Annotated in this window: 16 protein-coding genes and 1 tRNA gene; 7 read left to right on the plus strand and 10 right to left on the minus strand. The window is 59.3% G+C overall.

The window, feature by feature from the left end; translation table 11 throughout:
- Positions 1-95: 95 nt before the first annotated feature.
- On the minus strand, positions 96-275 hold the full coding sequence (locus tag RNA01_RS06915; RefSeq protein ID WP_147179236.1) for a hypothetical protein: 180 nt from the start codon (positions 273-275) through the stop codon (positions 96-98).
- Positions 276-297: 22 nt separating this feature from the next.
- Positions 298-468: a hypothetical protein gene (locus RNA01_RS23650; RefSeq protein WP_170253384.1), complete on the minus strand. Its 171-nt coding sequence runs from the start codon at positions 466-468 to the stop codon at positions 298-300.
- 181 nt (positions 469-649) lie between these two features.
- Here RNA01_RS23650 and RNA01_RS06920 point away from each other — a divergent pair, with 181 nt between their 5' ends.
- Positions 650-1342, plus strand: a complete 693-nt coding sequence (locus RNA01_RS06920) for a glutathione S-transferase family protein (RefSeq protein WP_147179237.1) — start codon at positions 650-652, stop codon at positions 1340-1342.
- Positions 1343-1424: 82 nt separating this feature from the next.
- Here RNA01_RS06920 and RNA01_RS06925 read toward each other — a convergent pair whose 3' ends face one another.
- On the minus strand, positions 1425-1766 hold the full coding sequence (locus RNA01_RS06925; protein WP_147179238.1) for a DUF2147 domain-containing protein: 342 nt from the start codon (positions 1764-1766) through the stop codon (positions 1425-1427).
- Positions 1767-2302: 536 nt separating this feature from the next.
- Here RNA01_RS06925 and RNA01_RS06930 point away from each other — a divergent pair.
- A complete protein-coding gene (locus tag RNA01_RS06930) occupies positions 2303-2569 on the plus strand; it encodes an SEL1-like repeat protein (RefSeq protein WP_147179239.1) in 267 nt (88 codons plus the stop codon).
- A 165-nt stretch (positions 2570-2734) separates the two neighbouring features.
- On the opposite strand, the gene RNA01_RS06935 is transcribed toward RNA01_RS06930, so the two are convergent.
- From RNA01_RS06935 to RNA01_RS06945, 3 genes are all read right to left on the minus strand, one after another.
- On the minus strand, positions 2735-3844 hold the full coding sequence (locus RNA01_RS06935; RefSeq protein WP_147179240.1) for a pyridoxal phosphate-dependent aminotransferase: 1110 nt from the start codon (positions 3842-3844) through the stop codon (positions 2735-2737).
- A gap of 125 nt (positions 3845-3969) precedes the next feature.
- Positions 3970-4353: a PilZ domain-containing protein gene (locus RNA01_RS06940; RefSeq protein ID WP_147179241.1), complete on the minus strand. Its 384-nt coding sequence runs from the start codon at positions 4351-4353 to the stop codon at positions 3970-3972.
- An 83-nt stretch (positions 4354-4436) separates the two neighbouring features.
- Positions 4437-4736, minus strand: a complete 300-nt coding sequence (locus RNA01_RS06945) for a hypothetical protein (RefSeq protein ID WP_147179242.1) — start codon at positions 4734-4736, stop codon at positions 4437-4439.
- A 199-nt stretch (positions 4737-4935) separates the two neighbouring features.
- On the opposite strand from RNA01_RS06945, the gene RNA01_RS06950 reads away from it, so the two are divergent.
- Complete coding sequence (locus RNA01_RS06950) at positions 4936-5388, plus strand: host attachment protein (protein ID WP_147179243.1); 453 nt, start codon at positions 4936-4938, stop codon at positions 5386-5388.
- Between the two features lie 73 nt (positions 5389-5461).
- Here RNA01_RS06950 and RNA01_RS06955 read toward each other — a convergent pair whose 3' ends face one another.
- Positions 5462-5809 (minus strand): hypothetical protein, encoded by a 348-nt coding sequence (locus RNA01_RS06955; RefSeq protein WP_147179244.1) that lies wholly within the window; start codon positions 5807-5809, stop codon positions 5462-5464.
- Positions 5810-6147: 338 nt separating this feature from the next.
- On the opposite strand from RNA01_RS06955, the gene RNA01_RS06960 reads away from it, so the two are divergent.
- Entirely contained in the window at positions 6148-6588 is a 441-nt protein-coding gene (locus RNA01_RS06960; RefSeq protein ID WP_147179245.1) for a glyoxalase superfamily protein, read from the plus strand.
- A gap of 171 nt (positions 6589-6759) precedes the next feature.
- Positions 6760-7977 carry an NAD(P)/FAD-dependent oxidoreductase gene (locus RNA01_RS06965; RefSeq protein WP_147179246.1) on the plus strand — a complete coding sequence of 406 codons (1218 nt, stop codon included), beginning with the start codon at positions 6760-6762 and terminating at the stop codon, positions 7975-7977.
- Between the two features lie 179 nt (positions 7978-8156).
- Here the strand turns inward: RNA01_RS06965 and RNA01_RS06970 are convergent, their stop codons facing one another.
- Together RNA01_RS06970 and RNA01_RS06975 are read right to left on the minus strand one after the other, a co-directional pair.
- Positions 8157-9092 carry a tyrosine-type recombinase/integrase gene (locus tag RNA01_RS06970; protein WP_284727886.1) on the minus strand — a complete coding sequence of 312 codons (936 nt, stop codon included), beginning with the start codon at positions 9090-9092 and terminating at the stop codon, positions 8157-8159.
- A gap of 273 nt (positions 9093-9365) precedes the next feature.
- Positions 9366-10415 (minus strand): porin, encoded by a 1050-nt coding sequence (locus tag RNA01_RS06975; protein ID WP_147179248.1) that lies wholly within the window; start codon positions 10413-10415, stop codon positions 9366-9368.
- Between the two features lie 671 nt (positions 10416-11086).
- Between RNA01_RS06975 and RNA01_RS06980 the strand changes: the two genes are divergently transcribed.
- Both RNA01_RS06980 and RNA01_RS06985 read left to right on the plus strand, forming a co-directional pair.
- Positions 11087-11176, plus strand: a tRNA-Ser gene (locus RNA01_RS06980).
- A gap of 200 nt (positions 11177-11376) precedes the next feature.
- Positions 11377-12411, plus strand: a complete 1035-nt coding sequence (locus RNA01_RS06985; RefSeq protein ID WP_147179249.1) for a porin — start codon at positions 11377-11379, stop codon at positions 12409-12411.
- 170 nt (positions 12412-12581) lie between these two features.
- Here the strand turns inward: RNA01_RS06985 and RNA01_RS06990 are convergent, their stop codons facing one another.
- Positions 12582-13469, minus strand: a complete 888-nt coding sequence (locus tag RNA01_RS06990; RefSeq protein ID WP_147179250.1) for an alpha/beta fold hydrolase — start codon at positions 13467-13469, stop codon at positions 12582-12584.
- Between the last annotated feature and the right edge of the window lie 27 nt (positions 13470-13496).

The following is a 13496-nucleotide window of genomic DNA, read 5'->3' on the forward strand; positions in this document are numbered from 1 at the left end:
CTTCTTGACAAGCAAACGACGCTGTACGGCCCTGATCCACAGAGAATTTCGGTCGGACATATGCCGCCGGTACAAGAAGGTCGCGGGCAGCAGACTTAACTCATCGACTGGCGCTGCAGGCTGACGAACAGGACGAGACCGGCGCCGTTCCTGGTCAGCTTGATTTCCTCCGACCGGGCAATGCCGACGGCAACCAGCGGGCTGATGAAGAGGCTGAAGAGCAGCGTGTAGCGAAGGCAGATGGCGGCAAGGGGGATGAAGGCGGCTGCGTGCATGGTTCTGTCTCCGGGCAAATGTTCAAAAGGTGGAGTTGCAGAAGGGGGCGCTCGAGGTCAGGCACGCGACGGAAACAGGCACAGGACGCCCGGCCGCTCCGTTTCCGGCGGTGACCAGGCCCGCGACGAGGATGGCAAAGACCGCCATGGAAAGGGTGAAGATCGTCAATCGTCTTGCTACCTTGGCCACCATCGTCGTTTCTCCGGGTTCGTCGTTTCGATGATGGCGTTATGACGGATCGGCCCTGAACGCGTCCTGAGGTTGCGGTTCATCTGGCATTCAGAAGGGTTAAGGGGAATTCACTTGAACATCGGCCGCCCGTGCCTAAGTCTCCCTGCATCAGCAGCACTCTTTGCGAGAACAGGAGAAGCCCATGACCAAGCCGATCGAACTCTATTACTGGCCGACACCGAACGGCTGGAAGATCTCCATCATGCTTGAGGAGCTTGGCGTTCCCTACGAGGTGAAATACGTCAATATCGGCAAGGGTGAGCAGTTTGCTCCGGATTTCCTCAAAATCTCCCCGAACAACCGCATGCCGGCGATCATCGATCCGGACGGCCCCGGTGGCGAGCCGATCTCGGTCTTCGAATCCGGCGCTATCCTGCAATATCTCGGCCGCAAGTACGGCAAGTTCTATCCGAGCGACGAGCGCGGCCGCGTCGAGGTCGATCAGTGGTTGTTCTGGCAGATGGGCGGTCTTGGCCCGATGGCGGGCCAGGCTCACCATTTCCGCCAGTATGCGCCGGAAAAGATCGAATATGGCATCAACCGCTACACCAACGAGGTGAACCGCCTCTACGGTGTGATGAACAAGCGGTTGGCTGATCGGGACTATCTTGCCGGCGACTATTCGATCGCCGACATCGCCTCGGTCGGCTGGGTCGTGCCGCACAAGAACCAGGGGCAGGATCTTGATGATTTCCCCAACCTGAAGGCTTGGTTTGAACGGGTCATGGCGCGTCCCGCCGTTCAACGTGGTATTGCCGTCGGTCAGGAGAAGCGCAGCAACATTGCCCAGGACGACGACGCCAAGAAAGTCCTGTTCGGCCAGACGGCGCGCTGAACGAAAGCCACTGAAGCAGGAAGGCCCGGCGAAATGTTCGCCGGGCCTTCCGCTATTTTCTATTTGCGCTGGATGAGCGGCCTCAGAGACGCGACCAGGTCTGGCTCTTGCACAGCACCGCCAGCACGCAGCCCTTCATCTTGAGCGAGTTGCCTGAAACCGTACCCGAACCCGAGTAGGTCTTGTCGGCGTCCGGATCGGTGATCGTACCCTTATAGCTGCCACCGGTTCCGGCCATCTTGCCGATCTGCTTGCCGGCATGCTTGCCGGTCTTCAACGTCACGCAGAAGCTGCCGCCGCAAGGCGCGATCTGCGCGGTCGAGCCGCTTGCCGTCTTCCAGTTTCCTTCGATCGGTTCGGCAGCCTGAACGGTTGCCGCCGAAAACGCCAGGGCCGCAGCCGCAGCGACGATGATCATGCGCATTGTGTAACTCTCCTCCCGAAACGAGCCCGAATGCTGATGGACCGGTCCTCTAAAGCCGGTATGCGCGCCAGATTTTAAGGTCACGCATGGATCAGCGAGTGAAAAATATCTTACGCAAACGTAAAGGTAAATAGGTGGCTGTGGGCTTTTGCACGACCGCGAAAACCTCTGCGCGCCGGCTTTCGCACCGATACCGCGAAGGCCAAGTGCTTTTCTTGGTTATCGTTCGGTTTAAATCCAAGTCTGAAACTTTCGTAAATTTCGAGCCAAATCCCTTAAGTTTCAGGCAGGGCGATGCTTAACGAAAAGCCAAGTTTACGAAGAGTTTGTACTTTGTTTTCAGCAAATTAATCATGCATTTTAAGCGCCCGTTGAAAGGCTTTTGGCATAGTTGGGGCATCAAACGAGCAGGGAAAACCCGCCGCTCCGGAAGGACCAAACAGAAGCCGCGACAGTCGGCCAGGGTTCGGAAGGAAGGCCTGAGAGGGCCAAAACAGGGACAGTTTTAACCGTTAGGCTAGACAGGGACAAAACCAATGGCACGCTTTGAAATGCACAATTCCGAAATGGCCACCATGGGTGGCGAAACCCGCGCTGATGTCTTCTGCGACATGGGGCTGATGTATGCGACCGGCCGCGGTTGCCCGATCAACCTCGTTTCGGCGCACAAGTGGCTGAATATCGCCGCCATCAAGGGCTGCGAGCGTGCAGCTGAACTGCGCGCCGATCTGACCCAGACGATGAGCAAGACCGAGCTTGCGGAGGCCCTGCGCTCGGCCCGCGAATGGATGACGATGCACTGATCATCCTGACGAGTTCCCGGCAATGAACCGGGGCGCGAGATAAAAAGAACCCTTGGAGAGGGGAGCGTGGCGGGGGACCTTTGGACGGGGCCTGAGCCAACACATGAGAACCGCGACCGGCAGGAACAAGGCCGGCGCGGTTCTTTTTATTGGGCTATTGCCCGGTCAGAGCGACTTCAGCACCTTCGGAAGTGCTTCCTCGAACAGGTCCATGTCAGCCGGCAGGCCGGTGGAAACACGGATGCAGCGATTGAGCGGGGCGACACCCGGCATGCGGATGAAGACGCCATACTGCATCAGTCCGTCAACGATGGAGCGCGCGTAAGCGCCATCTCGGCCGCAGTCGATCGCGACGAAATTGGTCGCCGAGGCGAGTGGCGACAGGCCGTTCGCTGTGGCAATCGCGGCAATCCGATCACGCGCGGATCTGATGCGCGACACGACATCCTTCAGGTAGGCCTGATCGGCAAGTGCCGCGAGTGCCGCCTCGGTCGACAGGCGCGGCATGCCGAAATGGTTGCGGATCTTGTCGAAGGCGACGACCGTTTCGGGCGTGCCGAACGCATAGCCGACGCGTGCGCCGGCCAGGCCATAGGCCTTGGAGAAGGTGCGTGTGCGAATGACGTTCGGCAGGTCGATCAAGGCATCGGCCGCCGGTGCGGAGCCATCAGGCCCTGTCTCGTTGTAGGCCTCATCGAGAACGAGCAGCGTGGTTTCGGGCAGGGCTCTGGCAAAGGCGACGATGCTTTCGGCATCCCACCAGCTCCCCATGGGATTGTCCGGATTGGCGAAGTAGACGAGCGGAGCGTTCTCCCTCTTCACGGCGGCAAGCAGGCCGCCCAGATCTTCACGGTCGTTGACGTAAGGAACCGAGACGAGACGCCCGCCAAAGCCGGTGACATGGAAATTGAAGGTGGGATAGCCGCCGAGCGAGGTGACGACCGGCATGCCGGGCTCGATGACCAGCCGGACGATCAGCCCCAGCAAGTCGTCAACGCCTTCGCCGACGACCAGATTGGCTGGCGCAAGTCCGAGATGGGCGGCGAGTGCAGCCTTCAGCGCGAAGTTTTCCGGATCGTTGTATTTCCAGATTTCGCCGGCTTTCTCGCGGATTGCGGCTAGCACCGAGGGAGCGGGGCCGAAGTCGCTCTCATTGGCGCCGATACGGGCCTTGACGGGCAACCCGCGTTGGCGCTCGATGGCTTCGGGGCCGACAAAGGGTACTGTTGCGGGAAGGGCGCCAATCAAGGGGGTGAAGCGCGAAAAACCGGACATGCTGTTCTTGTAAATCCTGAAGCGATTGAAATTCGGCACACAATAGGCGCGATTGCGGCCGGCGCAAGGTCGGGATTTACGTGAAAACGGCTAAGCGTGAACAGTTTTTCCGAGGGACTGCCGCATCAACGCTGGGTGCCGGCTGGCTTGTTGACCTTGTCGCCCATCATGAAGTCGGCTCGGACGATGGCATGCAGCACATGCTCAGGGATGGGACAGATGAATTTTACACCGACGCGGTTACCGTTGCGATAGGCTTCGGCGCAACCGATCCTGTCGGCGAGGCCCAGAACCTGCAGATAATAGTGGGAGGAGAGGCCGATGGCGGTGGTGAGTTCCAGCGCGGCCCCGCCCTGCGATATGTCAACGACCTGACAACTGCGCATTGTGATGCCACTGAGGCCGGGGCTGACCGACATGACACGCGCGGGACGGCGGACATAGAACCGCTCCCAGTGGCGTTGGTACATTTCCGACTTCACTGCCGCGAGATGTGTGGCACCCTGCATGGCGTTCCCCCTTGTTTCCGCTGGCTGCGGTTGCTTGAACGAGAGGCTGCGCGAAAAGTGTTGTGCTGTGGTCAATCGAGACATTAGATTTTTAGGGAATTCGAAATTTGGTTCCGCGACGCAACTATCATCGCCTTGAGCGCGGCGGATTTTGGTGTTTCCAGTGTTCGGACGCGGTGCAAAGCTGCGGGTGCATCGCCGAGATGTCCATCGGTTTGGAAGAAACGGCGTGGTGGTCGAGGCTGGACATTTGGCGATTGCCAACCGACCGGCCGTCGCTCGACTTGATCGGGATCAAGGCCACGCGCGCCTTCTTGGCCTAGCGTCGACCCAGTTGGCTGGAGGAAAGTGAGATATTCCGGCTTTTCCGCAGGGTTGGCCATGCCTGGACGCCTTGTTGAAACGCATCATTTTGCAGGGGCGAGTTGCTGGCATCGCGCGGACCGATAGCGATGACGTGGCAGTCGTAATCCAGGCCTCCATGCCGGCGCCCTTGTGGCGAGCGGTTGTCTTGAACCAGGCCTTCGACCGGCCTAGTGTGAATCCGAGGCCTATGTGCCTCATCGATTAAGGGAGAACGACATGAGCCGTTTCGATATTGGCCGCAAATCTTGGGTGATCGTATGCGACGGCGCCAAGGCACTGTTCTTGCGCAATGACGGTGACGCCGATCTCGTCAACCTGACGGTCGTCGACCATCAATCCCAGCCCGACGAGGCGACCCGTGATCTTGGCTCGGACCGGCCCGGACGCGTGTACCAGTCGCAGGGCGCCAGCCGTAGCGCCATGGGCGATACCGACTGGCATGAGCAGGCCGAGGAGGATTTCCTCAAGGATGTGGCCAAGAAGATCGAAGCGCTGGTGGACGCGGACGAGATCAAGGCGATGATTCTGGTTGCCCCGCCCAAGGCCCTGGGAATCCTCCGGGCTCAGTTTGCCTCGCTTCCGGCTGGCGTCATTCGCGCCGAGGTCGACAAGGACTTGGTGAAACTGACCGTTCCGGAGATCGAGCAGCACTTGGCCGCTCTCAAATAGACCGCGACGATCAGCAGATATGCAAGAGGCCTCCGGCGGATCGCCGGAGGCCTCTTGCGTTCACTCTCAGGATTCAGAGTTCGAAGGAGAGCCGCACGACGTGGTGCAGGAACTCGGCATCGATCAGCATGTTGAAGCCGATGGTGACCTTTTCCTCCTCACGACGGATCAGGGTGCAGCCGATCTCGTCGTGAATGCCGAGGATTTCCAGAAAGAAGTTGCTCGGAACCGGCACATGCGGGCTGACCTCGAGTTCCGCGCCGTGGAGCGAAATCGAATGGATCAGGCAGCGCAGGTTGCTCTTCGTGCTCAGGCGATGGCCGACGAAAATGATCTTTCCGGGGCGATCGATTGTGAACTTCTCGTAGACCTGATCCTGCGGAATGCTTTGTTTGGCGTCCGGTATGACCTGCAGCGACATGACCCTCTCCCCAAGATTGTTTTTTAGGGTCCCAATTTAGCGCAACTTCACTCACACTTTCTGAACGGCATCGCTAAGAGTTTATAAGTGTGCGCCCTTCGGTCGCAGCGGCTGGAGCCGTGGCCGTGTCCTCTTGTCCAACCTCACTTCGCCGGCTTGACAGGGGCCTTGCGACTTTCCATATGTGCTCACGGTTCGAGGCACCGGCCGCCCGCAGGCAATATGCCCTTGGTGAAGTCCTCGTTGAGCATGGAATGAACCCTTGTCCTGCGCATGCGCGGTGAGGGCAATGCGGGCCCCTTCATTTTTCTCGCATGCGATGAGAGAAGAGGTTTGCCATGTCCATGGCCACACTGACGATAGATGAACTGAAATCCCAGGCCCGGCGGTTGCGTGAGGCCATGGCCAGCGGCGGCACGGCCGTCACCCATGGCACCGCGCTCGAACTCGTGGCCAAAAGCCACGGCGTGCGGGACTGGAACACGCTGTCGGCGCTCGCCGCCCGCCGTGATAATGCCGAAGTCGACCCCGTTGCCGTTGGCGCCGTGGTGTCCGGCGAGTATCTCGGTCAGCGCTTTCGCGGCCGCGTGCTGGCTTTGTCACGGCTTTCGCAGAGCAGCTATTACACGATTACGCTGCATTTCGATGAGCCGGTCGATGTTGTCACCTTCGACAGCTTCTCGGCCTTTCGCCAGCGCGTCACGGCGACGATCGACGGCAAAGGCATCTCGCCCCGTCACACCTCCGATGGTCGGTCGCATCTCGTGCTCGACCTTTGACCGGACACCCGGCCTGCGCATGGATCGCGCAGGCCGGGCCCTTGCCGCGCCGAGGTTTGCCGTCGCCGTCCTTGACGGGCGAATTGCGGCGCGTTACCCCTTGGCCTTCTTCTCGCGCGAGCCCATATGGCGATCGGCGCGATCTTCCAGAACCGCTATCGGGAGCTTCACGTGACAGGCAGACTGGTCATTATCGGGGCAGGGCAGGCAGCCTTCGCACTGGCGGCAAAACTGCGCGGCCTGAAGGATGCAAGGCCCATCACCATTCTCGGCGCCGAGGACAACCTGCCGTACCAACGGCCACCGCTGTCGAAAAAATATCTGCTCGGCGAGATGGCTTTCGACCGTCTGCTTTTCCGACCGGAGAACTGGTACGGCGAGAACGATGTCGAGATCTGCCTGTCGAGCCCGGTCGAGGTTATCGACCGCGCAGCGAAGACTGTGCGGTTGTTCGACGGCTCAAGCCTTGCCTATGAGACATTGGCGATCGCCACCGGTGCGACACCACGAGGCCTGCCGGATGCGATCGGCGGCAACCTCGAGGGCGTCTACACCGTGCGCGACAAGGACGATGCCGACCGGCTGGCGGTTGAGATGAAACCGGGACGCCGGTTGTTGATCGTCGGCGGCGGTTATATCGGTCTCGAGGCCGCCGCAGTCGCCAACCATCTCGGGCTAGAGGTGACGCTGATCGAAGTGGCCGAGCGTATTCTCGCGCGTGTGGCGGCGAAGGAAACGGCCGACGCGATGCGCGCCATCCATGCGAGCCACGGCGTGACCATCCGGGAAAAGACCGGGCTCGAGCGGCTGATTGGCGACAACGGCCGTGTCGTCGCCGCGCAACTGTCCGACGGCACGCGCGTCGATGCCGACATCGTCATCGCTGGGATCGGCGTCAATCCGAATGATGGGCTCGCTGCGCGTGCCGGGATCGAGACGATGAACGGCATTCTGGTCGACGCCTTCACTCGCACCTCCGATCCGGCCATCTACGCCATGGGCGACTGCGCCGTCTTTGACTGGAAGGGCGAGAAGATCCGTCTCGAGTCGGTGCAGAACGCCGTCGACCAAGCCGAATCAGCCGCCGCCGTGATGACTGGCGCGGACCAACCCTATCGACCAAAGCCCTGGTTCTGGTCGGACCAGTATGATGTGAAGCTGCAGATCGCCGGTTTCAATCTTGGCTACGACGAGACGGTGGTGCGCCCCGGACCGCGTGAGGGTAGCCTGTCGATCTGGTACTATGCCAAGGGTGAGTTCATCGCCGTTGACGCGATCAACGACGCCAAGGCCTATGTCACCGGCAAGAAACTGCTGGAACTCGGACGCAATGCGCCGAAGGCGGTGGTTGCGGATCCGGCGGTAGAGCTGAAGTCCTTGCTGGGCTGATGCTGGGACAGGTTGGCGCACCGCCCGTATTCGGCGTTGTTCGATGAGACGTGCCTTGTGGGGGAGGTGGCTTGCGCCGAGATTTGCGCCGACGAAGGCAGCCCGTTATTTCCCGGCGCGCCGTCATCGGCCGCGCGCCGGTCTTCATTATCTGTCCGATGCGGCGGGCGAGGGAGCCGTTAGGCGCTCGCGGCACGTTCCAGAACGGGTACGCACATTTCCAGATCATGTGATGCCAGATGGGCATAGCGCATGGTCATCGAGAGGGTCTGGTGACCCAGCCACATCTGTACGCGGCGAATGTCTATCCCGCCCTGAACTAGGCGAGAAGCGCAGGTATGGCGAAGGATATGCGGGACCACATCCTTGTCATGGCCAAGGCCGACAACGTCCTTGGCCTGATGCCAGGCGTTCCGGAAACGCTGTTGGTCTATATCCGAAAACGGTCCGGGCTTGCGCCGGTCCGAGGCGGCGATGGCCGAGACCACGCGTTGGGTCAGGGGCACAGAGCGGCTCCTGCCCGATTTTGTCACCCAGAAGGTTGCGCGCTGATCGGTGAGATCACCCCACCGCACATCGAGGCCTTCACTGAGGCGGGCTCCTGTGTCGATCAGAAAGATACAAAAGCGGTAATAGAGATCCGAATGTGCTCTCAATTGGGAGAAAAGAGCATGCTCCTCGTCCTTGTCGAGGAAGAGGATGCGGCCCGCCTTTTCCTTTTGTCGCTTGTATTCGGGTAAGCTGTAAACATCTCCCATCTTATACGCCTTTCGCAGCAGTTTGCTTAAGGCCGCCATCTTTCGATTGATGGTGGCGTTGCTGTTACCGCGTTTGCGCAATTTGCCAATCAGTTCGTCCAGCATCTCCTGGGAAAACGTGGAGAATCCTGGGGAATCCAAGAGGTCGTGCAACTCCCCGATGAAGTTGGTGACGTTGTATTTGTGGCTGCCGTTCAGCCATAGGATGTCGCCGTACTTCTCGAAGAGCGTTCGAAGCGATGTTTCCCGCACTTCGGCGAATTTGTTCGTCGAATTATATTGGTAGTGAACCGAGTACAGCGGGACTTGGGTGTCGCCGCCTAAGGTCTGGAGGGTTTTGGCTTCCGTTTGGTTCACGCGCATGCCTCAACAGTGATAGGGCGCGCCTTTGGCGTCCGTCTGACCTCAAGATAGTTATGATATATAAAAAGTATACAGGCAAACTACACGCAGCGGCGGAATATGCGAAATCCAAGATAAGTGGTGGCAAAGCGGCAACAGCCCGACAAGCCATCACCAATGCCCAATATCTCTAGATATGCCTCACGGGATGCCTTTCCGGATCTGCCCGGGCGGCGCTGAGGCTCGGCCGTTAGGCCGAACCTCCTGTCAAATCCGATGGAGACCGGATTAGAACGAACGCTGCAGACGAACGAAGCCGTTCCACAGGCCGTCTTCATACTTGCCGTGGTCTTCTTCGAGGTAGTTGACCGCGATCTTGGTGGTGAGACCTTCAGCGACCTTGTAGTCGAGGGTCAGGCCAGCCGTCCAAGCGTCGTTGTTATCATCAAACTCGTCAGTGGAGACGAGGCCGTAGTTCCACCAGTACTGGAAGCCGGGGGTCAGGCTCAGCTTGTCGGTGAGCTTGGCTTCGTACTGAGCTGCAACGGTCCATTCGGAAACGTCGTAGTAAGCGTTCGCACCGGAAGACCAAATGGCTGCGACGCCAAGCGTGCCCGGGCCGATGTCGGCGAACAGCTTGCCACGGACGGCACCGTTTTCGGCTGCGAAGTCGTATGCGCCGAGCAGTTCGCCGCTGACGACGCCGAAGGTAGCGGCAACCTGAGCGTCGAGGCCGATGTTGTCGTTGCCTTTATAGAAGTCGTAGCCGCTCGAGTAGGTGCGGGTCAGCTCTTCGACGAAAACGCCAACCGAGAAGGCGTCGGCAGCGTATTCGTAACCGATCGCATTGAGACGGTTCGAACCGAGGTCATCGGTTTCGCCCGACAGGTCGTTATCCCAGTAGTTGTACATGTACCCGACTTTGAAGCCGCCGGCGGTGATGTAGGCTTCATCAATTTCGAGCTTGTTGGTGTCCTTGTCCGTGCCGTCGTTTTCGGCCCAGGTGCGGAACGCGATGTAGGAGCCGATCGTGCCGAGTTCAGAGTCGTTCTTGGCTTCGAAGTTGACCTTGGCGCGGGTACGGGCGTTCCAGTCGAAGTCATCCTTGCCTGCGCCGCGGTCATAGCTGTCGAAACCGGTCTCAAAGCGGACGTAGCCGCTGACCTTCAGGCAGGTTTCGGTGCCGGGGATGTAGAAGTAGCCGGTGCCGAAAGCGTCGCAAACGCGAACGTATTCCATCGGCTCGGGTTCAGCTGCAACGATAGCGTCAGCAGCCTGTGCGCCGGATACTACAGCGAGAGCTGCAGCGGAGCCGAGAAGAAGGCTCTTGATGTTCATATTGACCTCCAGTCAAGTTTCGTATGGGTCTGGGTTCTTTGGCTGAAGGACAGCATTCCCTGCCCCATCCCCGTCGGTTTTCAGAAGACGGACGATCCACCGCCTCGCTTCCGAAGTTGAAAATACAAAACGCCGACGGTGATGCAATCAACAAACCACCGAAAGCATCAAATCCTAACTGCCTTCCCAATGCCCTGTTGCTGAAAGGACACAAACCGGCTATCAAACGGGGGCCGGCGTTTACTTCTCATTAAGAAATCCCTTACGAAAAAGGCACTTAGCGGAGCAAGCAGGCTTCCGGACCGATGTGATTCATCGCATTCATCCCATAACGGAACACCTGAATCCCGGCTTTCCGGGGCGATTCCCGCGCAAGCAGAGGACCAGCCACACATCCTGGCGACGGGGGTTTTTGCTTGTCGCCGGTCACCGGATCAATTTCTGGGCAACGAATCCCCTTCATGCCGCGTCACGATTCGTCAGCCCTTTCGGGAATCACACTCTTCAGTGCCTGGCGTGAGCGGCGGCCGAACGGGCGCATACTTTATAATAGGGAGAGGATGAAGCGGCCTCACACGAAACCGGAGGGTTCTTCCTGCGGCGGTGGAAAACGCACAGATCGGCGAAAAGGCCTTGCATTCGATCAACCAAGCAAATAATCAAGCCCGACCGGAGAGGTGGCCGAGTGGTCGAAGGCGCTCCCCTGCTAAGGGAGTATACCAGAGATGGTATCGAGGGTTCGAATCCCTTCCTCTCCGCCACTTGCCTGAAAATTCCAAATCGCCCCTAGTTGCTGCGCACCTTCCTGGCCGCTGGCTCCGACTGTTTCGCACGTCGCCATGAGCTCTCGCCCCTGACCTTGTTCGTCTGCAAATGCGACGATTTTCTTCAAGCTGTTGAAATAAAACAAATTATTTCATTTCCATCAGGGCTTTCCAGTTATAATTGACTGGAGGTCAATATGAACATCAAGAGCCTTCTTCTCGGCTCCGCTGCAGCTCTCGCTGTAGTATCCGGCGCACAGGCTGCTGACGCTATCGTTGCAGCTGAACCCGAGCCGATGGAATACGTTCGCGTTTGCGACGCTTTCGGCACCGGCTACTTCTACATCCCCGGCACCGAAACCTGCCTGAAGATCGGCGGCTACGTCCGTGCAGAAATCGACTTCGCAGACAATGGCCGCGGCGTAAAAGATTGGGACATGTGGACCCGCGCCCGTCTCGAAGTTTCTGCCAAGAACGACTCTGAGCTCGGCACGATCGGTTCCTTCTTCGCCTTCCAGAGCAAGGGCCTGGAAGACTACACCAATGAAGCCTTCAAGGTTGATGAAGCCTACATCACCGTCGGCGGCTTCAAAGTTGGTTACATGTACAACTACTGGGATACCGGTCTCGCTGGCGAAACCGACGATCTCGGCTCCAACCTGATCAATGCGATCGGTTACGAGTATTCGTCTGACGCCTTTTCGCTCGGCGTATTCGTCGATGAGATCAACGGCACCTATGCTGACTGGACCCCGACCTTCAATGGTTCGTACGGCGACAACGACAGCATCGGTGTAGAAGCTCAGCTTTCCGGCACCTTCGGCGTTGTCAACGCCGCCCTGCTCGGCGCTTACGACTTCGCTCGCGAAGACGGTGCTGTTCGTCTGCTGGTCAATGCTGAAATCGGCCCGGGCACGCTCGGCGTAGCTGGTATCTATTCTTCGGGCGTCAACGCATATTACGACCTGGCAGAATGGACGATCGCGGCTTCGTACTCCGCAAAGCTGACCGACAAGCTGACTCTGACCCCCGGTGCCCAGTACTTCTGGAACTACGGTCTTGCTGACGCCAACGGCGACTTCACCGGCAGCAACGATGCTTGGACCGCTGGTCTGACCATGGACTACGCTCTGGCTCAGGGCTTGGCTGTGAAGACCACTGTCAACTACTTCGATGCAGACAACACCGACGGCGAGTGGAGCGGCTTCGTTCGCCTGCAGCGTTCGTTCTAATAAGATCTCCTGATCTTATAGGGAAAGCCCGGTCGCAAGACCGGGCTTTTTCCGTTTGCGCGGACGGTGGTCGGTGAGCTGTTGCCGGACGAGCGGCGCTAAGCGTCAAGGCGTGCTCGGTCGATCAGCTGCGGCTTGCGGAATCCGCTTTGCTCAAGGCGCGGCCTCGCTCAATTCAACGCGGTTGTGAGAAAGCCCGCGATCCGCGTCGGAATATCGTCCAGATGCAGGATGGGGGCATGTCCCTGGCCCTTGGCGGTGAGCGATACCATGCCGGGGTGCCGTACCGCCATTTCGCCCAGTGTCTCAGGTGAGAGAAGACGGGAGGCATCGCCGCGGATGGCCATCAGGGGAGTGGAGGCAAGAGCGTCGAAGTTCTGCCAGAGGTCAGGAAGTGGCTGTTCCAGATCCGCACCGACAAAATGTGCGGCGATCGCCGGGTCGAAGTCGGCGACGATTCTCCCGTCGGCCTCGCGGTAGATCGCCTGCGCGAGATCGCGCCAGTCTTGCGGCTCTAGCGCCGAAAAGGCGGACCCGTGGATTGCGCGCAAGACAGTGGCCGCCTCATCCAGATCCGTCGGTGGCCGTTGCTCGTGTCCGAGGTAGGCCTGGATCTGTTTCAGGCCTTCTTTCTCGATCACCGGTCCTATGTCGTTGAGGATAACGGCCGCGAGGCGGTCAGGATGGCTGACGGCCAGCAGATGCAGGATCAATCCGCCGCGTGACGTGCCGATGAAGGCGGCGCGGTCGATGCCAAGGTCGTCGAGGACATTTACAACATCCTGCGCCTCTATGGGGAGCGTGTAGTGGCTCTTGTCCGGGTCGCGACCGGACCTGCCGCGCCCGCGTGAGTCGATCGCGATGACCTTGAAGGCGGTATCGCCACGCGAAAGCAGGACGGCGAGTTGGTGAAAGTCGCGGGTGTTGCGGGTTAGACCTGGCAGGCAGACGACGGGTACCCCGGTCAGTTCGTCACCGTAGATACGCACATAGAGCGAAAGATCATCAGTTGTCTGAACGAAGCGCTCGGTGAAACCCTCATTATAGCCTGCCGTCATCACATCCTCCTGCTCGACGAGAGGATG

It is taken from the genome of Paenirhizobium naphthalenivorans, assembly GCF_007992095.1.
Lineage (GTDB): Bacteria > Pseudomonadota > Alphaproteobacteria > Rhizobiales > Rhizobiaceae > Allorhizobium > Allorhizobium naphthalenivorans.